The sequence below is a fragment of the Sphaerisporangium sp. NPDC051017 genome (assembly GCF_040683095.1).
In the GTDB taxonomy this organism is placed as follows: domain Bacteria; phylum Actinomycetota; class Actinomycetes; order Streptosporangiales; family Streptosporangiaceae; genus Sphaerisporangium.
Window position 1 is genome coordinate 1 of record NZ_JBFBCI010000082.1, and the last position, 22,837, is coordinate 22,837.

A 22,837-nucleotide genomic window follows, 5' to 3' on the forward strand; every position below is an offset into this window, starting at 1 on the left:
ATGATCGTGTAGTTGTCGATCGGCACGTTCAACGCCCGCGACTGGTTGATCAGCCGCGTGCCGTGGTAGTTCGGCCCCGAGACCAGGGTGCCGAACGTCACCACGACCTTCACGCCCGGGTTGTTCTGCTTCACGATCTTCAACGCGTTCAGGATACGGTCCTGAACGGCGTAGTTCTCGAACTCGTCGGTGTTCTCGATGTCGAAGTCCACCACCGCCGGCCCGACCGCGTTGATCACCGACTGCACCGCGTTCGCGTAGGCCTCAGCCGAGGAGCAGTTCGGGCCGAGCTTGTTACCACTCCACCCACCGAACGACACCTGAACGCTGCCGCCCTTGGACTTGATCGTGTTGATCGCCTGCTGATCGGCGCCACCGGTCAGCCCGCGCTGACCGTCCCACGCGGCATTACAACCACCACTGGACAGGATGAACGCCATCGTGAACGACCTGATACCCGTCGCGTCCATCACCGTGCCCGGGTTCGGCGGGTTACCCCACCCCATGTACAGGTACGGCGCACCGGCCATCTTGCCGGGGTTGGTGCAGCCGGTGGTGGTTGCGGTGACGTCACGGCCGACCGATTCGCCGGAGGCGTTGTAGGCCTTGACGGTGTAGGTGTGGGTCTGGCAGGTGCCGAGGCCCGAGATGGTGGCGCTGGTGCCGGAGACCTGTGCCTGCTGTGTGGCGCCCTCGTAGACGCGGTAGCCGGTGACCGTGCCGCCGGAGGCGCCCCAGCTCAGCGCGATGCTGTTGCTGGAGGGGGTGGCGGTGACGGTGCCGGGCTGGCCGGGGGCGCCGGTGCCGCCCTGGGTGGTGGCGGTGACCGCGGCGCCGGCGGCCGAGCGGTTGCCGGCGCCGTCGCGGGCGCGCACGGTGTAGCTGTAGGTGGTGGAGGCGGCCAGGCCGGAGTCGGTGTAGGTGGTGCCGGTGGCCGTGGTGACCAGGGTGGTGCCGCGGTACACCTCGTAGCCGGTCACACCGACGTTGTCGGTGGAGGCATCCCAGGCCAGCGAGACGCTGCTGGAGGTGGTGGCGGTGACGCGCAGGTTCGCGGGCACCGAGGGCGGCGTGGTGTCGGTGCCGCCGCCGGTGACCGGCTTCCACAGGGCCGGGACGATGTCGGGCTCCCAGCCGACCAGCGAGGTGTGGCCTTGCACGCACTCGTATTCGACGCCGTTGTAGGTGACGTGGGCGCCGGTGGCGTAGGCGGTGTTCGGGGCCCAGGGGGCGGCGGCCAGCGCGCGGGCCGCGGAGCTGGAGTGCTGCGCGGCGGTGGCGCCGGCGAGCGCTGGGGTGCCCAGGGCGGTCGTCAGGGCGGCCAGGACGGCCAGGGCCGCGAGGAACAGGACGCGGAATCTCACGTGACACTTCCAGGGGGGTGGGGGGTGTGGAGTGTGCCGAGGGCTCGGCCGTGGCCGTGCCGCGTGGTGGGACGGCTGCGGGCCGGGATCGCACGGCCGCCGGCCGGTACGCGCCGCGGGATGGCGTGGGCGTGGCGCCGGCCGGGGTGAGGCGGGCGAGGCCCCCTCTGTGAGGGGTGTGCGAGGAGTGGCCTCACTGGAGGCGAAAGGGCAGGTGACGTCCCTGTACCTCCCTTTTCATTAGGAAACTTTCCTAATAATCCCGGATTGTAGCCTTACCCCTCGGCGCCCGCAAGGGCCCGGCGGGACGCCCGCCCGGTCCCGGCCAGGTCGTGGGTCCCGGTCAGGCCAGGCCCGCGTCGTGGGCCAGCAGGGCGATCTGCGTGCGGTTGCCCAGGGCGAGCTTGGTCAGGACGCTGGACACGTGGGCCTTGACCGTGGCCACGCTCATGAACAGCTCCGCGGCGATCTCGGCGTTGGTCGCGCCCCGGGCCACGGCCAGCACCACCTCCCGCTCGCGCGGGGTCAGCCCGGCCATCGCCTCGCGGGCCCGCTGGTAGGCGCCGGCCTGCGCGGCGGTGCGGTCCATCAGGCGGCGGGTGATCCGCGGCGACAGGATGGGGTCCCCGGCGGCGACCCGGCGGACCGCGTCCACGATCTGGGCCGGAGGGGTGTCCTTGAGCAGGAAGCCGCTCGCGCCGGCGCGCAGCGCGCGCAGGATGTTCTCGTCGGTGTCGAAGGTGGTCAGCACGATCACCTCGGGCGGGTCGGCGCGCCGCCGCAGCAGGCGGGTGGCCGCGATGCCGTCCACGCGGGGCATCCGGACGTCCATGAGCACCACGGCGGGGGCGTGCGCGTCGGCGGCCGCGAGCACTCCCTCGCCGTCGGCGACCTCGCCCACCACGGCGATGGCCGGGTCGCCGGGGACGCCGTCCAGCATCATCGCCAGCCCGGCCCGCACCAGCGCGTCGTCGTCCACCAGCAGCACGCGCAGCGGGCGGCTCACGCCGGCCCCGCGGATGGCCCCGTCGCCGGTCCCGTCGCCGGTCCTGTCGCCGGCCATGGCAGCCAGGCGCGCAGGCGGAACTCCCCGGCGGTCGTCTCGTGGTCCAGCCGCCCGCCCGCCAGGTGCACCCGCTCGGTGAGCCCCACCAGGCCGGTGCCGGCGCCGGGCGCGATCGGCGGGCCGCCGGCCAGCGGGTTGCGGATGTCGATCACCAGATGGGCGCCCGGCCGTCCCTCCAGGACCACCTCGACGGGACGGCCCGCGGCGTGCTTGCGCGCGTTGGTCAGCCCCTCCTGCACGACCCGGTAGGCGGTGCGGCCGGTGGCGGCGGGCAGGGAGCCCGGCTCGGCCACCCGCTCGCGCAGCCGCACGTGCTCGCCCGCCTGCCGGGACTCCTCCACCAGGCGGGGCAGGTCGGCCAGGACGGGCTGCGGCCGCGCGCCGTCCGCCTCCCCGGTCCCGTCCCCGTTCCGGTCGTGGTCGTCGTCGCGCAGCAGGCCGATCACGTCGCGCAGTTCCTCCAGCGCCTCGTGGACGCCGGCGCGGATCACTCCCGCGGCCTGCGACAGCCGCTCGGGCGGGGAGTCGGGCCGGTACTCAAGCGCCCCGGCGTAGGTGGCCAGCAGTGACAGGCGGTGGGCCAGCACGTCGTGCATCTCGCGGGCGATCCGCGTGCGTTCCAGCATACGGGCCTCGGCCACCCGGCGGCCCTGCTCGGCCTCGGCGCGGCGGGCCCGCTCGCGCAGCGAGGTGACCAGCGCGCGCCGCGCCTGGGCCAGCGCGCCCCAGCCGGCGAGCGCCCCGTAGGCGACGGTCACCAGGGCCAGCCACCAGCCCGGCGAGATGCCCCCGCTCGGCCGCCACGCCCCCTGGGCCGCGTGCGCGGCGATCCCGGCCGCCGAGACCGCGGCCGCGACGGGGAAGCGCCGCCACTGGGCGACCCGCAGCGCGCCCAGCGTGGCCGCCGGGGTGGCCGCGGGCGACAGCGCCGCCAGGACCGACAGCCCCAGCGTCCCCTCGACCGGCCGCCACAGCAGCACCGGCGACAGCGCGCACGCCAGCGCCCCCGCCGCCACGTCCAGGCCGAGCAGGCCGCCGGCGGCGCCGATGCGCCCCCAGACCGTGAGCGCGGCCAGCGCCCCGGTCGCGGCGATCATCGCCGCCACGGCCGTGGCCGGGACGCGCCGCGGCCCTGCCCCGGGTTCGCAGAACAACTCGCCGATCACCCGGTCAGGGTAGCTCCGGGCCCGGCCGTGAGGGCACCTACCAAAGTCGGTGCCCGGCCCTACCGCGGCGGGGTGCGCCGCCGCCTCCCGCCCGATGCCTCCCGCCCGCCCCGGCGGCGAGGCTTGGCGGCGAGCGGGGGACGTCCCCGTCAGGCGACATCCGAAGGAGAGCGACATGTCCGGTGAGATCACATCCGCGTCCGCCTCGTCCCGGGGCCAGGCCGTCCGGCGGGCCTCCAGCGTGGCCGGGGCGGCGGCCGCGGCCCTGGCGCTGTGGACGCTGGCGGTCCCGGTCGGCGGGATCGCGTTGGACGTCCGGCTGGGCGGCGCCGTCCAGCCCGTCGGGGCCGGCGCGGTCGCCGCGGCGGCCCTGGGGGCCGGGCTGGCGGCCTGGGCGCTGCTGGCGGCGCTGGAGCGGCTCCTCGCCCGCCCGCGCCGCGCCTGGACGATCATCGCCGTCGCGGTGCTCGTCCTGTCGCTGGCCGGCCCGCTCGGCGCCACCGGCACCGCCGCCCTGGTGACGCTGGCCGCTCTGCACCTGATCGTCGGGGCGATCCTCATTCCCGGTCTGGGCGGCTCGGCCCGCCGCCCGTGACGGGGACCGCGCCGGCGATGCCGGCGCCCACGACCTTGCCCACGACCTCGGCCGACGGCGGGGCGTCGTGCCGGTCGGCGAGATGAGGTGGGACCTCGGGCCGTCATAGCCGTCCCCGGCCTGCTCGCGCTGGAGATGATGTCATAGTGCGTCGTGCCCGGGAGCACCGCCAGGGGGCCCGGGGGACGGCCCGAGCCGTCCAGACCCCCGTCGCGCAGGCCGTAGAAGGGGGGTTGACGAGCATGCGAACGAAAAGTCGCGTTAGTGAGCTGGACGGGAGCGGCTTGGCGTGACATTCCGTTCCGGCTCCGTCTGGACGATGCCGACGTCCTGGTGTTCAGCCTTCCCGGCGGATCCTCACCGCGAAGACCCCTCGGTTCGCATCGAATGCGGCATTCTCGTGTCTGACGCGGACCCGCAACGGTGCGTCGAGCCGCCCTGACCTGCTAGGGCGCCATGGAACCGCAGGCTAGACCCATATGATTTCCGCCGTTGCTGCCGGGCGATCATGGGGTGCCGTTCACGGGGGCGGACAGTGCTTCGAAAGTGTTGCCGTCCATGTCAGTTTCCCTTCGCGGCGCGGCCGAGGCGAAAGGCCGAGATGAGGAAGAAGATGCCGCCAGGGATGGCGTAGCCGGCCGCGTTGGTCAGCGCCGGGTTGGCCGCGGAGGCACCAAGGATGAACGACGCGCCGGCGAGTACCGAGATGGCGCCGCTGATGATCAGCGGCCACTGGCCGCCCATCTTGCGGCGGGTGACGCCCACGATCAGCTGGACCAGCCCGGCCACGATTGCCCAGGCGCCCCACACGCGCAGCACAGCCGGGATGCCGGACGCGCAGGCGATGGCCACGCCGATGGCGGTGATCAGGCTGACCGCGATGTTGACGTACAGCAGGGCAGGTGATCCGGTGGCGCGCGACGCGCGGGCGTCGATGACGGCGGCGGCCACGTCGAACAGCGGGTAGAGCACGAGCAGGGTGACCGCGAGCGGACCCAGGTTCGAGGCGGTCGTGAACATCGCGAGGGCCCAGACGATGGCGAACGCGAACCGGACGAAGTACAGCCGCCGCAGTGCGGACGCGGTCCCGGAAATGCCGGGCGAAGCAGCGATGGAGCTCATGATGATCCTTCTCGGAGTTTGAGTGACGAGGAGACCGCCTCGCTCGTTCCGGGAAGGCACTCCCGGCGCACGGGCGCTGCTGACGGCCATGGTCGCGGCAGATGCTCGGCGGAAATCCGGGCCGGCTTCACGAAGGACGGAAAGTCCGAGGTCCTCCGTGCCGCGGACGCCGGACCCGCCGCCGACAGGCCGACCGCGGCGACCACGGCCGTACCGATGAACAGCGGGGCGGTGCGTACGTAAAGACGACAAGCCACTGGAACAACTCTCCGGCAAGACAGAACGTTCTACCTCGCATAGCCTGCAATCTACGGTGCAAACTGTCAAGACCGAACGTTCTACCTACTAGGATGGTCTCGTGCGTAGCGAATCCGAAGGCCGGCCGTCCGAAGCACGGTCCCGGCTGCTCGACACGGCCACCCGGCTCTTCTACGCGGAGGGCATCCACGCCGTCGGCATCGATCGCATCGTCGCCGAAGCGCAGGTGACGCGGGCCACCCTCTACCGGCACTTCCCCGGCAAGGAAGACCTTGTCCTCGCCTGCCTGAACGAGGTCGACCGGGCCATGCGGGGTCAGGCGGACGAGGCCGTCGCCGCCGGACTACCGGCCGCCGGCACCATCCGGGCCCTCAGCAAGTCCATCACCCAAAGCATCCAGTCCCCCGGCTTCCGGGGATGCGCCTTCCTCAACGCTGCCGCCGAGTATCCCGACCCCGAGTCCCCGGTGCACAAGGCCGTACTCGCCCACCGCCGATGGTTCCTGGAAACCGTCACGGAACTGCTGGCCAAGATCCACGAGACCGGCGCCGAGCCCGCCGCCCGCCACTTCGTGATGATGCGCGACGGCGCCATGGCCGCCGGCTGTCTGTTCGACCCGGTGCTGATCTGCGAGACGTTCCTGCGCGGAGTCGAGAGGCTCCTGAAGGTTTATGCCGCCACCGACTACAGCGGACCGGCGGGAGCCTGAAACCGCAGGCCTCCGCTCAGGAATGAAGCGGTCGAGCCCCTGCCGGCGATTGCCGGCCGGATCCCACGGCGCGGCGGTGGTATTTTCCTCACAGCCGTTCTGGCTGACCTGGCATGACGGTCGGCCTCGGTGACCTCCAGCAGCGTCTCCATCGCGGCCGCCGGCGTGGCCGAATGCCGGGCCGGCTTGGGGTGCCGGCGGGCCCGCTCCTTGTCGGTGGCGCTCTCAGCTTTGCCGATCAGTTCGGTGGTCATCAGCAGATCCAGCAGGTCCAGGCAGTCATCGACCGACTTGCCCTCCAGGTAGACGACCGTGGCCGGCAACGTCGCCAGCTGACGGGACGGGCCGTGCCGGCGCAACGCGGTCGCCGTAGAGGGCCCCGACGACCGCGACGCTCGGCCATCGGGTCATATCAGCCGGCAATTCCCGATTCTCTTCGTATTTACGGCGCCATTTTGATGCCGTCCGTTTTGTGATTCTTCTCGATGCCCTCTGGTGGCCTCTGGAAGTCCGGGTAACGCTCAGCCTTGCCTTTCGTCGAGGAGCCGACGCCGGCAGCGGCGCCGGTCTAAGGTTTGACGGCGACGCCGCAGAAGGCCGTGACCTCGTCGGGCACGCCCCAGCGGGTCTGCTCCGGGCGCCAGCGCGACACCGACACCACGCCCGGCTCCAGCAGGCGCAGGCCCTCGAAGTAGGAGGCGATCTGCTGGGGGGTGCGCAGCTTGTACGGGTCGCCCGCCTCGGCGCGGGTCTTCTCGGCCTCGGCGGCGGCCTCGGGGTCGACGGCGTTGGTGCCGTCCTCCAGGACCAGGTGGCTGCCCGGCGCCAGCGCCGCCACCAGATGGTCGCGCACCTCACGCGCCTCGGCGTCGTCCCAGACGTTGCCGAGGATGCCCAGCATCATCAGCGCGATCGGCCGGTCGAAGTCCAGGGTGCGGGCGGCCTCCCGGAGGATGTGCGCGGGGTCGCGGACGTCGGCGTCGACGTAGTCGCACACCCCCTCGCGCGTGCTGGTCAGCAGCGCGCGGGCGTGGACCAGCACCAGCGGGTCGTTGTCCACGTAGACGATCTTGCACGCGGGGTTGACCCGCTGGGCGACCTCGTGGGTGTTGTCGACCGTGGGCAGCCCGGTGCCGAGGTCCAGGAACTGGGTGATCCCGGCCTCGCCGGCGAGGTGGCGCACCGCCCGGCCCAGGAAGGCCCGCGAGTGGCGGGCGACGTCCACGATCCCCGGGTACACCCGGCGGACCTGCTCGCCGACCTCCCGGTCGACCTCGTAGTTGTCCTTGCCGCCCAGCCAGTAGTTCCACACCCTGGCCGAGTGCGGGGTGGTGGTGTCGATGGCCGCGGGGGTCCGTTCGTCTGTCATGGGAGAACTCTTCGTCGTGGAGGTCGGGACGCCGCCGGCGCGCGGGCGCCGGCGGCACATGGACAGGTTTGATCATTCCAGCCCGGACCGGGACTCCAAGTGCCGGGGGACGTTCGTTCAGAGATCCGGGGCCGCGTCAGCTGTCCGCGAGCCGGCAGCGTTCCCCTAAATCGGGCATATGGGTTTAAACCGGAAGGGGAACGCTTCAGTGCATATCTGCCCACTGTGGCTGGAGGATCCGGTTGTTCCTATAGCGAGCCGATCATTCATCGATGACAGATTTAACTAATCGCCTATATCATCACCGCTCGTGGCTGAGGGTGATCACACGAGCCCGTCGCTGGCCGACGACCTGTTCTTCGTCATGCACGACAATGGGAGCGGGCGTCCGCGACTGCATGTCCGTCTCGCGAGCCTGGCACTGGCGGGCGCCGTCCTCGGTGAGCTGATGCTCGCCGAGCGCGTCACCCTGGACACCGTGCCGGGCCGGGAACGCCTGTACGCGACCTTCCGCGGCACCACCGGCGACCCGGTCACGCAGAACGTGCTCGACCACGTCCTCGCCGAGCCACAGCACCCGGTCGACACCTGGCTCCTGTTCTTCGCCCGCACGGTCTACGCCGACGTCACCGCCAGGATGATCGCCGCGGAACTGCTCAGGCCGCCGACGCGGAACCTGCTGAAACAGCAGCCGCCGGCCCCCGTGGACCCGAACGTCGCCGCCTGGCCGCTGGCCCGGCTCAACCTCGCCGTCCAGCGGCGCGAGCCGCCCGTGCTCAGGGACCGCGTCCTTTACGGGCTGTTCGCCGCCACCGGCGGCGCCCAGCGGGTCATGTGGGAGCACGACCCGGCGTTCGCGGCCACCACGCACGCCATGCTTCCCGCACCACTGCAGAAACTCATCGTCCAGACCGAGGTTGCCGTCGGCCAAGCCGTCATCAGCCGTCGGTGATCCACCCCCATTCTCTCGGAGTTCCGGATGTCCCTCACAGAGCAACGGTCCAGCGCCGTCTCCGCCGCACTGGCCAAGGACCGGCTCGGTGTCCCTTCGGTCGTGTTCTTCGTCATCTCCGCGGCCGCGCCGCTGATGGTCGTCGCGGGCTCGGTCCCGACGGCGTACGCGGTGACGGGCGTGATCGGCGTGCCGTTCGCGTTCCTGCTGCTGGGCGCGGTCTTCGCGCTCTTCGCCGTCGGGTACGTGACGATGGCCAGGCACGTCGTGAACGCGGGCGCCTTCTACGCCTACGCCGCCCAGGGACTCGGCCGGACGCAGGGGGTGGCCACCGCGTGGGTGGCGCTGCTGGCCTACAACGCGCTGCAACTGGGTCTGTACGGCATCATCGGATCGGCCGTCGAGCCGTTGCTGCGGGACTGGTTCGGCGGCTCGCCCGCGTGGTGGGTGATCGCGCTGGCGGCGTGGGCGCTGACCGGGCTGCTCGGCCTGCTGCGGGTGGACGTCAACGGCAAGATCCTCTCGGTCCTGCTGGTCAGCGAGATCGCCGTCGTCCTGGTCTTCGACATCGGTGACCTGTTCAACGCCGCCCCGGGCGGCATCGACTTCTCGGGCTTCACCCCGGGGTCGCTGTTCGTGCCCGGCGTGGGCGCCGCGCTGGCCACCGTCGTCGCGGGCTTCGCCGGGATCGAGTCGTCGGTCGTGTTCGCCGAGGAGTCCAAGGACCGCAACCGGACCGTTCCTGTCGCGACCTACCTGGGGATCACGATCATCGCGGTCCTGTACGCGGTGTCGGCCTGGGCCCTGACCGTGCCGACCGGACCGGACGGGATCGTCAAGGCGGCCGCCCAGCAGGGGCCCACGCTCATCTTCAACCAGGCGGCCACCCACCTGGGCTCCACCGTCTCGACGATCGGCTCGGTCCTGTTCGTGACCAGCAGCATCGCCTGCATGATCGCCTTCCACAACACCACGGCCCGCTACATCTTCGCCCTCGGCCGCGAGAACGTGCTCCCCTCGGTGTTCGGGCGCACCTCGGTGCGCACCGCCGCCCCGATGGCCGGATCGATCCTGCAGACGGTGCTCGGGCTGATCGTGATCACCGTCTACGCGGTCTCCGGCCTCGACCCGGTGACCAAGCTGTTCTTCACCTTCGGGGCGTTCGGCGGCCTCGGGCTGCTGACCCTGCTCACCATCACCTCGATCTCGGTGATCGTGTTCTTCTCCCGCAACCCCTCGGGGGAGACGGCGTGGCGCACGCGCATCGCCCCGGCGCTGGCGATCCTCGCGCTCTGCGTGATCATCGGGATGACGCTGATCAACTTCGACACGGTCCTCAACGTCGCGCCCGACTCGGCCATCCGCTGGATCCTGCCGGGCATCTTCGTCGTCGCGATCGCCTTCGGCCTCGTGTGGGGACGCGTGCTGCGGGCGACCAGGCCCGAGGTGTACGCCAACATCGGCCTCGGCGCGCAGGCCATCGGCGGAGGCTCCAAGTGACGGCCGAGATCACCCTCATGACGGACGCAGCCGCGGCCGGCGAGATCATCGCCGGCACGTTCGGCCACGACGCGATCAGCAGCTGGCTCATCCCGCCGCCCGAGCGGCGGGTGCCGATCCAGCGGCGGTTCTTCACGATGTACACCGCGCACGCGCTGGAGCACGGCCACGTCTACGGGATCCACGAGTCCGGGGAGCTCGCCGGGGTCGCGGTCTGGCTCACCGCGCCGTTCCCCGAGATCCCCGGCGAGGAAGAGGCGATCGCCTCCTTCGCCAGAGAGCACGCGGGGCGCTACGCCATCCTCGGCCGGCAGATGGAGAAGCTCCACCCGCACGAGCCGCACCACTACCTGGCGTTCATCGCCCTGGAACTGGGACGGACCGGGCGCGGCCTCGGCAGCCTGCTGCTGGAGGAGCACCACCGCCGGCTCGACGCCGAAGCAATGCCCGCCTACCTGGAGGCCAGCAGCGAGGCCAGCCGCCGCCTCTACCTGCGCCACGGCTACGTGGACATGCCCGAACTCCTCGAACTACCCGACGGCCCGGTCATGTACCCGATGTGGCGCGCACCGGCCTCCCGCTAGCCGTTCTCCTTGGCGATCGCCTCGCGCACGGCCGGGGCGATCGCCCTGGCCCGGTCGATGACCGGCCGCGACGCCGGGGACGGCCCGGGACTCCCGAAGCCACGGCGAGCCGCAAGGCAGGAGCGGAGTCGGCACAGTGTGAGCGGCTACCGGATTCTTCCGCCTTCAGGCGGGGGTGAAGCGGACTGTCCCGTGTAGCGGGGCAGGGAAAGCCGATCCACCGCCAAGGCGGATCGGCGTCTGTTGGCCTGCTCGCGTCAGGTACCGCCGGACGGGCGGGAACGGAGCCCTTGGGTTCGAAAGCCTGTGGAGACCCGGTAAGACCGCTTCGGTGGCGCAGGTCGGTGAAGCAGGAAGCCGCAGAAGTGCCGCACGCGCGGCACAGGCTGAATCTTCGGCATTCATGCCGGAGAGCGCGTCAAGCCCTCGGATCCTCGCTGAGGTCACGGCGTGCGCTGTCACCGGCATCAGTGGCCGGTGACAGGCAGGCGGCCCGGCGACGCCAGAGGCCGTGTTACTCTAGGGGTCGCAGTGGCGACTGGGTCTGCTGCGGAGATCGAAGGAGGTGAGTTGATGACTGTCGTGGAGACCGCTGCCGTGCGCAGTGCCCGGATCATCCTCACTTCCCGGGCCTCGTCCTGACCCGCACCTGCCTCTCTCCTAGCGGGAGTTCTTGGTCGCACGTGCCGTCCGGAGGGGCCCCTTCCTAAGGGTCTCCGCGTTGTTTCATCAACCTGCTCATCAGCAACCTGCCTTCTTCTCTCCTGCGCGCGTCCTGACTCCGGCCGACTACGGCTGGGACGAGGAACGCGACCGGTCCTTCGCCGAGATCATCGAGCCGGCCGGGGGCTGCCGCTTCGCCGACTGCGCCCACACCACCGAGCCGGGCTGTGCCGTTCTGGCAGCCGTCGAGTCCGGTCGCCTCACCCGGCGGCGCCTGGACGGCTACCGCCGGCTGCTGCGCGCCGAGCGAGAACGGCCCAAGAAGGACATCGCGCGCCTGCGACGCGCCATCAACCGCTCTTCCCACCGCAAGGCATGACGGAAAGGAATTTGGTCATGGACCTTCCCCGCATCTTCACCATCCGCGAGAGCAGCCACCGCATCCACAACCCGCTGACCGCCGACAAGCTCGCCGTCCTGGGCCAGGCACTTCACCTGGCCCCCGGGACACGAGTGCTCGACCTGGCCAGCGGCTCGGGCGAGATGCTGTGCACCTGGGCACGCGACCTGGGCTTCACGGGCACGGGCGTGGACATCAGCACGGTCTTCACCGAGCAGGCCCAGGCCCGCGCCATCGAGCTCGGCGTCGCCGACCGGGTCGAGTTCGTCCACGGCGACGCCTCCGGTCACGTCGCGGACGAGCCGGTCGATCTCGCCGCCTGCGTCGGCGCCACCTGGATCGGCGACGGCGTCGCCGGAACAACCGAGCTGCTCAGCCGCAGCCTCCGCCCCGGAGGCCTGATGCTGATCGGCGAGCCCTACTGGCGTCGGACTCCGCCGGACCAGGAGGCCGCGAAGGCCTGCCACGCCACCAGCATGGCCGACTTCCTGCCGCTGCCCGAGCTGATCGAGCAGTTCGGGGACCTCGGGTACGACGTCGTGGAAATGATGCTGGCCGACCAGGACAGCTGGGACCGGTACTGCGCGGCACAGTGGCTCAACCTCCGCCGCTGGCTCGACCGGAACCCGGACGACGAACTGGCGCCCGAGGTACGGGCCGAGCTCAGCACCGAGCCCGCACGCTACGCGCGCTACATGCGTGAGTATCTCGGCTGGGGAGTCTTCGCACTGATGAAGCGCTGATCGTCAGATCCGCGCGGGGCCGGGCGGCACGCCGCCTGTCCCCGCGCGGCTCGCCGGTGAGCGCCATTCCCTGCCCTACCTCACCGCTACCTTGCGGCTCGCCGTCGGGCTCCTTCCCTGAATCCTGGCGCCGTCGCGCCCGCGGGATTCTTCTTCCTCCCCGCCATCGTGTACCCACCGGCCCTCGGCGGATGAGCGTCGTGGGCCCGGCCCCGGTGACCGGGGCCGGGCGGCCGGTGCGGCGTCAGGGAAGTTCGTAGTTCTCGGTCAGGGCGGCTCCCCGGTGCGGCTTGTACAGGTCGTAGCCGCGGGGGTTGCACTGGAGGCCACCGTTGATGCAGTGGGTCACCAGCGCGTCGAGGATGGCGGGATTGTCCCAGGCGTTGAAGAAGTCGTAGTGCCAGCTGTAGCCGCGCCCGCTGGCCAGCCGCGCCTGCGACAGGTCACCGTCCGCGGGGAAGGCGATCTTGAACTCCAGCATCGGTACGGCCACGGGGTGGCTCGACGGGCAGTAGCCGCCGGCGGGGTAGGCCATGTGGCTCTTGTGGTCGGCGCTGTCGAGGTGGACGCCGTCCCAGCAGCTCGGGGCCTGGTAGCGGACGTTCACCTGGGTGCCCGCCGCGCACGAGGCCGGGATGTCCCAGACATTGGAGACGTTCCCGCACTCGAAGCCCTCGACGGCGCCCGGCGCGGTACGGAACTGGTCCTGCGTCGCGGTCGTGCTGCCGGCGACGTAGCGCAGCCCCTGCGGGAAGGGCACGACGCGCCAGTACTCCAGGATGCCGGACTTGTAGTAGATGACCTGGTCGCCGACCGGCTGGATGAGCTGGTCGCCCTTGTAGAAGCTCGGGAACCAGTAGGCCGACTTGTCGTGCGGGTTGGTGCACGAGGTGCCGCCGGCGAGCAGGGACGACAGCGTGCTGCCGGCGTTGGTCGTGGTGTTGCCGACGAAGGTGTGCATGTGCGAGGCGCCCGGCATGCCGGGGTACACGATCGGGTCGTCCGGCTTGTTCGCCGTCCACGAGCAGTTCGCCTGGAACTCGTGGTGGGTCACCTCGTCGGTGAAGGTCGGCTTCGGCCGCGGGGTGGTGCCGGAGCCGCCGCTGCCGTACACCTTGAACTCCCAGAGCGAGTAGCCGTAGCCGGTGCCACGGGCGGTGCCGAACATGCGGACGTATCGGCCGGTCCCGCTGACGTTGAGGGTCTGGGTGCCTCCGCCGCCGGTCGTGGTCGAGTACACGTCGGCCCAGGAGGAGCCGTCCGCCGAGGTCTGGATCTTGAAGGCTTTGCCGTACGCGCCCTCCCAGGAGAGGACGACCTGGGAGATCGTCGCCGTGCCGCCGAGGTCGACCTGGAGCCACTGCGGGTCGGCGGCTGCGCTGGACCAGCGGGTTCCGGGGTCGCCGTCGACGGCGGCACCCGGGCTGTATCCGCCTCCCTCGACGGAGGAGGCGCTGGCGGGCCTGCCCTGGGAGAGCAGGGAGTCCACCGCGCTCACGGGGCCGATGAGGGCCAGGCTCGCCGCGACCATGGCGACCAGCGTGGACGCGATCAGGCCCAGGCGCAGCATGGACGGACTTCGGGACGGTTGCATGATCTCTCCTGTGGTGGGGGGTATCGCCGCGGACGACGACCTAAGGAGAGCGCTCTCCAAACGAGCTTGAGTGTTCCGGTCGAGCGTTGTCAAGGGGTGATGACCTCGACGCGAAACACGGGGTTCACGTTCCCGATACGCGCGCACGCGGCCCGTCCGGGCCTCCCGGCGCGACGAGACGGCCGGCGCTTCCCCCTCGGCGCGGGCCCGTCCCGGTGCCCCCATCTGCGTGGGATCCATTCGCTCTGAGCAGCGGGTTTCCGATGTGTACGGAAGCGCCCTTGACGCCGTGCGCCCCCGCGGGCAGGCTCAGATGGGAGAGCGCTCTCCAATCCGTTCGCCCCACACGGATCCGGACCGTACGAACCCGTCAGGTCGTCCAGACCCGCGGAGGACCGATCGAGGTGAGGCCCCGCCGCGCCGGAAAGGCCAGGTCGTCACGTACTCCGCCGCATGCCGACGGGCGGGCGACCTCGGTTCGCCGAATGTCCGAGGTCGCCCGCCCGCCGGGCCCATTCACCGGTACACCGGGTTCACCGGCCTACCAGGTTCAGCGGTCCTTGCAGCCGTGGCCCTTGCCCGGCTTCGGGCAGTCCGGGGTGGCCTTGACGACCGTGAACGTCGCCGTGCCGACGGCCGAGGTGTTGCCCGCCTTGTCGGTGGCCCGGTAGCTCACGGTGTGCGCGCCCGGCTGGGCGGCGACCACCGGGCTCGTGTACACCGCGTACGGCTGCCCGTCGAGGGAGTACTCCACCGTGGCGACCCCGGAGTCGGCGTCGGTGGCGGAGATGGTCACCGTGGCGGAGCCCACGTAGTTCCAGGCCCAGTCCTGGTTACCGGTGAGCTGGGCCGACACCTGCGGCGGGGTGGTGTCCTTCTGGTCGGGGGCGACCACGGTGAACGTCACCGAGCCGACGGGGGAGGTGTTGCCCGCCTTGTCGGTGGCACGGTACTTGACCGTGTGCGCGCCCGTCTTGTTCACCGACACCGGAGCCGAGTACGCCGCGAACGCCGCGTCGTCCAGCGAGTACTCCACCTTGTCCACCCCGGACTGGGTGTCGCTCGCCGAGATCGTCACGGTGGCGGACCCGACGTAGGTGCCGTCGGGGTTCTTGTCTCCCGTCACCGTCGCCGAGACCTGCGGCGGGGTGGTGTCCTTCTCCTGCGGAGCGACCACGGTGAACGTCACCGTACCGACGGCCGAGGTGTTGCCCGCCTTGTCGGTGGCGCGGTAGCTCACGGTGTGCGCGCCCGGCTGGGCGGCGACCAGCGGGCTCGTGTACACCGCGTACGGCTGCCCGTCGAGGGAGTACTCGATCTTGTCGACGCCGGACTCGGTGTCGCTCGCCGTGACGGTCACGGTGGCCGAGCCGACGTAGGTGCCGTCGGGGTTCTTGTCTCCCGAGACCGTCGCCGAGACCTGCGGCGGGGTGGTGTCCTTCTCCTGCGGAGCGACGACGGTGAACGTCACCGTGCCGACGGGGGAGGTGTTGCCCGCCTTGTCGGTGGCGCGGTACTTCACGGTGTGCGCGCCGGTCTGGTTCACCGAGACGGGAGCCGAGTACGCCGCGAACGCCGCGTTGTCCAGCGAGTACTCCACCTTGTCGACGCCGGACTCGGTGTCGCTCGCCGAGACGGTCACGGTGGCCGAGCCGACGTAGTTGCCGTTGGCGTCCTTGTCGCCCGAGACCGCCGCCGACACCTGCGGCGGGGTGGTGTCCGTGGGGCCGCCGTCTGTGACCACGAGTTCGCCGACCATCTGGTGGCCGGGGATCGCGCAGAAGAAGCGGTACTTGCCGGGAGTGAGGTTCACCTGGACCTCGTGCCGTCCTCCGCCGGCGTCGAAGGGGCTGGCGATGATGTTGAGGGTGACGTCGTGGTTGTAGCCGGGGGTGGAGACGTCGAAGGTCAGGGTGTGCGTCATCCCGGTGGTGTTGCCGGTCGCCGCGCTGTTCTCGAAGACGATCGTCGCGGGCCCGGCCGTCGCGGTGGCCGGCGTGGACTTGTACTTGGTCATGCTGTCGTCGGCGGTCCAGGTGAGCACCTGCGCCGCCGCCAGGCCTGGCTGAGCGCTCTGGGTCCGCGCGCTCTGGGTCTGCGCGGCGGCCTCGACCGACCAGAGCCACAGCGCCGGAAGCGTCAGGGCCACCAGCACCACGGCGACACGTCGCGCCGCGGCCGGGGCTTTGAAGGCCCGCCTTAACGTGCTGATCACGAGGGCGGGAAGTTTTCGGACATGCATGGGTCGTTGCACCTCTAACAATCTGCGCGTGTGCCGGCGAGGGGCGCGTTCGGGCCGGGGGTGCCGGGCCGGGGAACGCTCCCCGGCCCGGCACCGGCCTCGGGTGTCCCTACAGCTCGCGCACCCGGATGTTGCGGAACTCGATCAGGTCGTTGTCGCTGTGGTTCTGCAACCCGATGAACCCGCTGATGAACTGGCGCAGGTCCGTGGACGGGTCGCCCTTGCGGGACGACTCCTTGCCGGGCGTGTTGTCGAACTGGTTGATCACCACGCCGTTACGGGTGATCGTGTAGTGCTGGCCGACCACCCGGACCTCGTAGTCGTTCCACTGGCCCTTCGGGGTCACCCCCGCCTTGTCCAGGCCGTTGGACGAGAAGTTGTAGACCGAGCCCGTCTTCTGCGGCTCGCCCGTCTCCCCGTCGTAGATCTGGATCTCCTGGCCGCAGTAGATCGCCACCCACGCGGAGGAGGTACGGGCCGACCCGGTCGTGCCGCAGCTTCCGGTGGGACGCCGGTCCAGCGGGGTCCTCGGGTCGGGGAACCGCGTGAACACGCCGCTGTTGGCGCGGAACCCGTCGGGCGCGACGTCGCGGAACTGCAGCCGCAGGGAGAAGTCGGCGTAGGCCTTGTCGGAGTACCACAGCATTCCGAGGCCGCCGGCGCTGCGGATGGTCCCGTCCCGCTGCAGGTCGAACCGTCCGGACGGGGCCTGTGACCAGCCCTGGAAGGACCGCGCCGTGCCGTCGAAGATGGTCTCGTACCCGTTGGTCTTGCCGATGTCGGACTGGGCCGCCGCCTTCTTGAGCGTGGAGGCCTCGGCGTTGTCGATGACGCCGTCCTTGCGGAACTCGTTCACCACGTCGTTGAGGTGGCTCACGAACTGGCCGTGGTTCTTCCAGTCACGCTCGTCGTCGATCAGGTCGTTGATGGTGCACCCGCCGCCGGCCGCGCGGTTGGCCACGCCGGTGTCGGTGTCCAGCAGCCAGACCTTCGCCCGGGCGTCGGGCGCCGCGCACCCGACCGTGACCTCGATCTGCCCGGTGGCCACCTCGCCGTCGGCGTAGGTCACCTTCAGCGTCGCCTTGTAGGTGCCGTAGTTCGCGTAGGTGTGCGTCGGGTTCGCCTCCCGCGCCGGCTTGCTGCCGTCACCGAAGTTCCACTCCCACGCCACACCGCCGGCCTTGGTGCTGGAGAACAGCACCGTCTTCGGCGTGCTCTGCCGGACGGCCCGCACCGCGGCGTCGCTCGGGTTCGGCGTCGCCGGGCCGCCCTTGTAGGTGACGCGGATCAGCTTCTGGTTCGCGTGCAGGGTGAAGAAACCGCCCGCGTAGTCGAGCATGTACAGGGCGCCGTCCGGGCCGAACTTGGCGTCCATCCACGACTGGAGCTGGTTCGCGCCGCCGCCGGAGCGGATGATGGCGCGCAGGTCCTCGCCGAAGGCCGGAGGCGCCTGGTCCTTGACGCCCTTCGGGTCGACGGTGACCGCGACGCGGTTGTTGGCGTTGGACTCGTCGCCGAGGAACCACTTGCCGTCCCAGTACGCCGGCCAGGCGACCCCGCCGGCCGTGTCGACCTGCGAGCGGTGGTAGGTCGGCCCGGACATGACCGCCTGGCCGCCGCCCTTGAGGTAGGGCTGGGTGAGGATCTCGTCGCCCGCCTTGTACGTCGGCAGGCCGCTGCCGTCGGCGCGCTTGGGGTAGACGGGGCCGCCGCCCTGGGGCGAGTACCAGATCATGTTGTCGCGGGCCGGCGGGATGTCGACGAGGCCGGTGTTGCGCGGCGAGGTGTTCTTCAGGTGGTCGCAGTCGTACCAGCCGGTGGGCTGGGTGGCGTCGGTGTTGCTGCGGTCGCGGTAGGGCTGCCTGTTGCCCATGCAGTACGGCCAGCCCTGGTTGCCCGCGGAGGTGATGATGGTCGCGGTCTCGTACTTCGCCGGGCCCCAGGTCTCGCTAGGGCCGCCGGCGTCCGGGCCGACCCATCCGGTGGTCAGCCAGTTGTTCACCTTGTCCCAGGCGAGCCGCGCGATGTTGCGGACGCCCATGACGTAGATCTCCGGGCGGGTCTTGCCGCCGCCCTCTTCCTTCCCGGTGAACAGGTTGCCCTTGGGGATCGTGTACGTGCCGTCGGCCTCGGGGTGGATACGGATGATCTTGCCGTTGAGGTCGTTGGTGTTGCCGGCGGTGCGGCGGGCGTCCTGGAACGAGACGCCCTTGTAGTCCTGCGTCCAGTTGTTGCCGGAGTACCCGTCGGAGCCGCCGGAGGAGTTGCTGTCACCCGAGCCGATGTAGAGGTTGCCGTCCTTGTCGAACGTCATTCCTCCGCCCGCGTGGCAGCAGCTGTGGATCTGGGTGTCCCAGTGCAGCAGGTCCTTGCGGGTCTTCTGGTCGATCGACTGTGTCGCGAAGTCGTAGGTGAACCGCGAGACCGTCCGCTGGCCGATCCGCTTGTCCCTGTCGATCGACTCGTGCGGCATCCAGTAGACGTAGAACCAGCCGTTCTGCTCCCACTTGGGGTCGAGCGCGATGCCGAGGAGGCCTTCCTCGTTCTTCACCAGCTCGTCGCCGCTGCCGCGGTTGCCCATGACGGCCAGGGTGGTGAGCAGCTTGGGCTGCTTGGTCTTCGGGTCCCACTGGTGGATGGTGCCGCAGCCGAGGCCGACCTTGGGGTCGTTCCAGTTGACCACGGCCCCGGTCGGGCAGGCCGCCTTGCCGACGTAGAACACCTTGCCGTCGGGGGCGACGGTCAGGCCGTGCGGTTCGCCGATCTGGTCGAGCTGGCCCGACTTGTTCTGCGCGGTCAGCCGCTCGATCGTGTAGTTGGACCCGATGGTGGCCTGGCAGTCACCGCGGACCAGACCGGTCGCCCACTTGATGGCGCCGTTCAGGTGGCCCTGGAACTGCGTGTCGGTGGTGTAGCTGGCCTCGGTGCCGCCCATTCCGGTGTAGAACGTCCGGCCGCCGTCGTAGTCGCGGCACCACGAGATCGGGTGGAAGGCGCCGTTGCCGTTCAGCCCGGGGGTGTAGGTCCGCTCCTCGACCTGCGCGACCGTGTGGACCTTGCCCAGCGGGCTGGGGGCCCAGTTCATCCACTTGTCGGACCGCGTCCAGGTCAGCGGCAGGCCCTTGTTCGCCGGGTGCTGACGGTCGGTGACGTCGACGGTGGCCTGCTGGACCTTGCTCTCCGGCGGAGGCCCGGCCTCGGGGCCGAACAGCCGCAGCTCGGCGAGCTGGGTCAGGGGCTCACCGCTGTTCGCCGTGATGTCGAGCCGGTAGTACTGGTACACCATGGTGTTGGTGAACTTGTATTCCTTGGTCTGGAAGCGCTGAGGGAAGGTCTCTCCGGTCCGCTTGTCCAGGTCGGTCCAGGTATTGCCGTCCTGCGAGCCCTTGAGCGTCCAGTCCTTCGGATCGCGGCCGGGGAAGTCGTTGGCCGACGTCAGCGCGTAGTGGGCCAGCGCGAGCGGCTTCTCCAGCTTCACCTGGGCCCACCCGGTCGGCGAGAAGGTGAGCCACTTGGTCTCGTTCTTCCCGTCGACGAGCTTGTCCTTGCCCTCGTTCGGCGGGTTCTCCGCGCTGACCGCTACCTCCACCACCTTCTCGGGGTTGGGGAGACTTCCGGCGGGGCGGCTGCCGATCAGCTCGGTGAACCAGGACGAGTCCTGCTGGGCGCGCGCGGCGTCGTGGACGCCGACGAACCCGCCGCCGTCCCTGATGTACGCGCGGAAGGCGGCCTCCTGGCCGTCGTTCAGCGTCGCGCCCTTGGCCGACAGGAACACCACGCCGCGGTAGCGCTCCAGGTTGTCGGCGGTGAAGACCGCCGGGTTCTCCGACACGTCGACGGAGAAGCCGTTCTTCCTTCCCAGCTCCTTGACCGCCGTCGTGGCCTTCTGGACGGGGTCGTCCTGCTGGGCGGCCGGGCCGTGGAAGACGAGCACCTTGACCGAGGCGTCGCGGTCCGGCTCCTTGTCGCCGGAGGCGGCCTGGGCCTGCACGGCGATCGGCGTCGCCAGCCCCAGCGTCAGGGCGGCGCTCGACACCATGATCAGTGCGCGGCGCAAGGCGGGTGGCCGGGGTCGTACGAAGAGGTCTCTTCGCCTCATCGTTCGCTCCTTCGGGGTCGGGGGGGTTGGGTGAGCGGCACCTCGTGGATGCGCTCCGTGGTGGGCCGCGGTGATGTCCGGGCATGCCGATGGCAGGCGTGACGGCGGCCCGGCGATCTCCTGCTCGCGGGCGTCGATCGGTTTTCGCGCAGGCGGCCGTGCCGCGACATCCCTCATGTGGTCGCGGACCATGCCGGGTCGTTCGAGGTGCCGTCGGCGTTCCCGGGCATGCCGGGGGGCTGCGCCGTCCTCGAATCGGGTCGTCGCCGGGCCGGCCACCGCCTGGCGGGCGCGGAGACGACGTGGTGCGCGGAGATTGCGGGGGGTGCGGGGGGTTGGGTGACGGGGTCGTGGGTCCAGTCGTGCGGTGCAGGGGGTGTCGGCGGAGCTCACGGCCACTGAGTGCCGCCGGGATGTCCCTCACGGGGATGACATCTGACCAGTTTTGCCCGAATACATCCAGTTCTGCGCGCTGTGGATCACCGTAGCACTCACGCGGCACTTCATCCAGATGTGCAAGAAACTTCTGCGAGTTTGGGTTAAACTTATTGACTTTTCAGCAGAAGAGGCGGTTACTTCGATCGAAAGTCCCTCAAACGCCGTCAATCGCATCACTGATTTCGTGCCGTTGCTCCGGCCCGGCCTCCGCCCGGAACGCTCCCGCGTTCCGCGGGCCCGGGAGCCACCACGCCCTCAGGCCGACCCCCGGTCGGCGACCACGAGCAGCCGAGGCTCGCCTCACACAGGCGGGCGTCATCACGAATTGGGGAACCATGACCGACGAAGGCAGAGGCACGACCAAGCGCCTCTTCTCCCGCCGTGTCTTCACCACGTCCGCGGCCGCCGCCACGGCGGCCGCGGCGATCGCACCGTTCGTACCATCGAGTCAGGCCGGCGCGGCCCAGGCCGACAAGCCCGCGGGCAAGCCCGGCGGCGGCGTCCGCCGCATGACCCTCTACGCCGAGAAGCTGCCCGACGGCCAGCTCGCCTACGGCCTGGAGCCCGGAAAGGCCACGATCCCCGGACCCCTCATCGAGATGGTCGAGGGGGAGACCCTCGAGATCGAGGTGGTCAACAACGCCGACGTGACGGCCAGCCTGCACGTGCACGGGGTCGACTACGACACGGCCAGCGACGGCACACGCATGAACGACGGCGTGGTCGAGCCGGGCGGCCGGCGCACCTACGTCTGGCGCACCCACACGCAGGGCCGCCGCCCGGGTGGCACCATCGAGCCCGGCAGCGCCGGCTACTGGCACTACCACGACCACGTCGTCGGGACCGACCACGGCACGGGCGGCATCCGCAGGGGGCTCTACGGGGCGCTGGTGGTCCGCCGTAAGGGCGACGTGCTCCCCGACAAGACGTTCACCGTCGTCTTCAACGACATGACGATCAACAACCGGCCGGCCCACGACGCACCCCAGTTCACGGCCAAGCTCGGCGAACGGGTGGAGTTCATCGTGATCACCCACGGGGACTTCTTCCACACGTTCCACATCCACGGGCACCGCTGGGCCGACAACCGCACCGGCCTGCTGGACGGCCCGAACGACACGAGCCGCGTCATCGACACCAAGATCACGGGGCCGGCCGAGTCGTTCGGCTTCCAGGTGATCGCCGGCGAGCGTGTCGGACCCGGGGCGTGGATGTACCACTGCCACGTCCAGAGCCACTCGGACATGGGCATGGCCGGGGTCTTCATGGTGACCGACAAGAACGGCAACGTACCGGGACACCCGATGACTCCGGGGCAGTCGACGGATCCGGGGCACTCGATGGACATGTCCCACTGACGGCCCGTCACCCGCGCCGCCGTGTCGCCGCCCCGCCAGGCTGTTCCGGGGCGTGGCCGCTGGGCCGCCGGCGCGGGTGTCCAACGACCACCGGATCTGACCATCCAGTAAGAATCTTGTGAACCTCCGCCACCCGGAACCTGGCGGGGGCTTCTCAACGGGGATGAGCGGGCGTAGTTTGGGCGGGACCCACCCCTTTCGATCTTTCCCTCGTGGACGGCCGCGTGCTCTGACAACGTTGTCACGAACGTCCGTCCGACCACGGAGGCAGGCCGGACGACGCGATCCTCCAGACCGACCCCCCACCTGGAGCCGAACCATGTTGCCCATCCGATCGGCGGTGGCCGCCCGCCACGCCGGCGTCCGCCTCGTCCGGGCGGCGGCCCTGGCCCTCGTCCTGCTGCTGGGAGCGTCGGCCGGACTGCTTCCCGCCGCACCGGCCCGCGCGGCCGCCGAGCCCGTCGTGTGCGCGCTGTCCTGCGACAGGCTGGACCCCTCCAAGGCCGGGCAGGAGACGTTCCCGGTGCCGGAGAAGCGCATCAACGGCCGCCGTCTGGTGCTGCACGTGTCGGACCCGGACGAAATGGCATGGGGCAGCATCGACGACGGCGTCAC

At 70.5% G+C, this 22,837-nt stretch carries 17 protein-coding genes; 8 read left to right on the top strand and 9 right to left on the bottom strand.

What is annotated here, in order from left to right; all coding sequences use genetic code 11:
* The 3 genes from AB0M95_RS37275 to AB0M95_RS37285 form a co-directional block, all read right to left on the bottom strand.
* On the bottom strand, window positions 1–1,364 hold a 1,364-nt coding region (locus tag AB0M95_RS37275; protein WP_363775325.1), incomplete at its 3' end, for a carbohydrate-binding protein.
* A 343-nt stretch (window positions 1,365–1,707) separates the two neighbouring features.
* Window positions 1,708–2,427 (bottom strand): response regulator transcription factor, encoded by a 720-nt coding sequence (locus AB0M95_RS37280; protein ID WP_363775328.1) that lies wholly within the window; start codon window positions 2,425–2,427, stop codon window positions 1,708–1,710.
* Window positions 2,367–3,596 (bottom strand): histidine kinase, encoded by a 1,230-nt coding sequence (locus AB0M95_RS37285; RefSeq protein ID WP_363775331.1) that lies wholly within the window; start codon window positions 3,594–3,596, stop codon window positions 2,367–2,369. Before AB0M95_RS37285 ends, AB0M95_RS37280 begins: the two co-directional genes overlap by 61 nt.
* 175 nt (window positions 3,597–3,771) lie before the next feature.
* Here AB0M95_RS37285 and AB0M95_RS37290 point away from each other — a divergent pair, with 175 nt between their 5' ends.
* The gene (locus tag AB0M95_RS37290) at window positions 3,772–4,191 is read left to right on the top strand and encodes a DUF6069 family protein (protein WP_363775334.1); all 420 of its coding nucleotides are present in this window, start codon (window positions 3,772–3,774) and stop codon (window positions 4,189–4,191) included.
* Between the two features lie 561 nt (window positions 4,192–4,752).
* Here AB0M95_RS37290 and AB0M95_RS37295 read toward each other — a convergent pair.
* Window positions 4,753–5,313 (bottom strand): hypothetical protein, encoded by a 561-nt coding sequence (locus AB0M95_RS37295; protein ID WP_363775337.1) that lies wholly within the window; start codon window positions 5,311–5,313, stop codon window positions 4,753–4,755.
* 358 nt (window positions 5,314–5,671) lie between these two features.
* On the opposite strand from AB0M95_RS37295, the gene AB0M95_RS37300 reads away from it, so the two are divergent.
* Window positions 5,672–6,280 (top strand): helix-turn-helix domain-containing protein, encoded by a 609-nt coding sequence (locus AB0M95_RS37300; protein WP_363775340.1) that lies wholly within the window; start codon window positions 5,672–5,674, stop codon window positions 6,278–6,280.
* On the opposite strand, the gene AB0M95_RS37305 is transcribed toward AB0M95_RS37300, so the two are convergent.
* Window positions 6,256–6,603 (bottom strand): hypothetical protein, encoded by a 348-nt coding sequence (locus AB0M95_RS37305; protein ID WP_363775343.1) that lies wholly within the window; start codon window positions 6,601–6,603, stop codon window positions 6,256–6,258. The two genes, AB0M95_RS37300 and AB0M95_RS37305, sit on opposite strands and share 25 nt — an antisense overlap.
* 245 nt (window positions 6,604–6,848) lie before the next feature.
* Complete coding sequence (locus AB0M95_RS37310; RefSeq protein WP_363775346.1) at window positions 6,849–7,649, bottom strand: SAM-dependent methyltransferase; 801 nt, start codon at window positions 7,647–7,649, stop codon at window positions 6,849–6,851.
* Between the two features lie 310 nt (window positions 7,650–7,959).
* Here AB0M95_RS37310 and AB0M95_RS37315 point away from each other — a divergent pair, with 310 nt between their 5' ends.
* From AB0M95_RS37315 to AB0M95_RS37335, 5 genes are all read left to right on the top strand, one after another.
* Window positions 7,960–8,601 carry a GPP34 family phosphoprotein gene (locus tag AB0M95_RS37315; protein WP_363775349.1) on the top strand — a complete coding sequence of 214 codons (642 nt, stop codon included), beginning with the start codon at window positions 7,960–7,962 and terminating at the stop codon, window positions 8,599–8,601.
* Window positions 8,602–8,628: 27 nt separating this feature from the next.
* Complete coding sequence (locus tag AB0M95_RS37320) at window positions 8,629–10,101, top strand: APC family permease (RefSeq protein ID WP_363775351.1); 1,473 nt, start codon at window positions 8,629–8,631, stop codon at window positions 10,099–10,101.
* Window positions 10,098–10,685, top strand: a complete 588-nt coding sequence (locus AB0M95_RS37325) for a GNAT family N-acetyltransferase (protein WP_363775354.1) — start codon at window positions 10,098–10,100, stop codon at window positions 10,683–10,685. Before AB0M95_RS37320 ends, AB0M95_RS37325 begins: the two co-directional genes overlap by 4 nt.
* A gap of 721 nt (window positions 10,686–11,406) precedes the next feature.
* Window positions 11,407–11,727 carry a hypothetical protein gene (locus tag AB0M95_RS37330; protein WP_363775357.1) on the top strand — a complete coding sequence of 107 codons (321 nt, stop codon included), beginning with the start codon at window positions 11,407–11,409 and terminating at the stop codon, window positions 11,725–11,727.
* A 17-nt stretch (window positions 11,728–11,744) separates the two neighbouring features.
* A complete protein-coding gene (locus tag AB0M95_RS37335) occupies window positions 11,745–12,491 on the top strand; it encodes a class I SAM-dependent methyltransferase (RefSeq protein WP_363775360.1) in 747 nt (248 codons plus the stop codon).
* A gap of 244 nt (window positions 12,492–12,735) precedes the next feature.
* Here AB0M95_RS37335 and AB0M95_RS37340 read toward each other — a convergent pair whose 3' ends face one another.
* The 3 genes from AB0M95_RS37340 to AB0M95_RS37350 all read right to left on the bottom strand — a co-directional run bounded on the left by AB0M95_RS37340 (window position 12,736) and on the right by AB0M95_RS37350 (window position 20,426).
* Window positions 12,736–14,085, bottom strand: a complete 1,350-nt coding sequence (locus AB0M95_RS37340; protein ID WP_363775364.1) for a DUF1996 domain-containing protein — start codon at window positions 14,083–14,085, stop codon at window positions 12,736–12,738.
* A gap of 550 nt (window positions 14,086–14,635) precedes the next feature.
* On the bottom strand, window positions 14,636–16,300 hold the full coding sequence (locus AB0M95_RS37345; protein WP_363775367.1) for a hypothetical protein: 1,665 nt from the start codon (window positions 16,298–16,300) through the stop codon (window positions 14,636–14,638).
* Between the two features lie 136 nt (window positions 16,301–16,436).
* Window positions 16,437–20,426, bottom strand: a complete 3,990-nt coding sequence (locus AB0M95_RS37350) for a ThuA domain-containing protein (RefSeq protein WP_363775370.1) — start codon at window positions 20,424–20,426, stop codon at window positions 16,437–16,439.
* Between the two features lie 773 nt (window positions 20,427–21,199).
* On the opposite strand from AB0M95_RS37350, the gene AB0M95_RS37355 reads away from it, so the two are divergent.
* Entirely contained in the window at window positions 21,200–22,222 is a 1,023-nt protein-coding gene (locus AB0M95_RS37355; protein WP_363775373.1) for a multicopper oxidase domain-containing protein, read from the top strand.
* The last annotated feature ends 615 nt before the right edge of the window (window positions 22,223–22,837 follow it).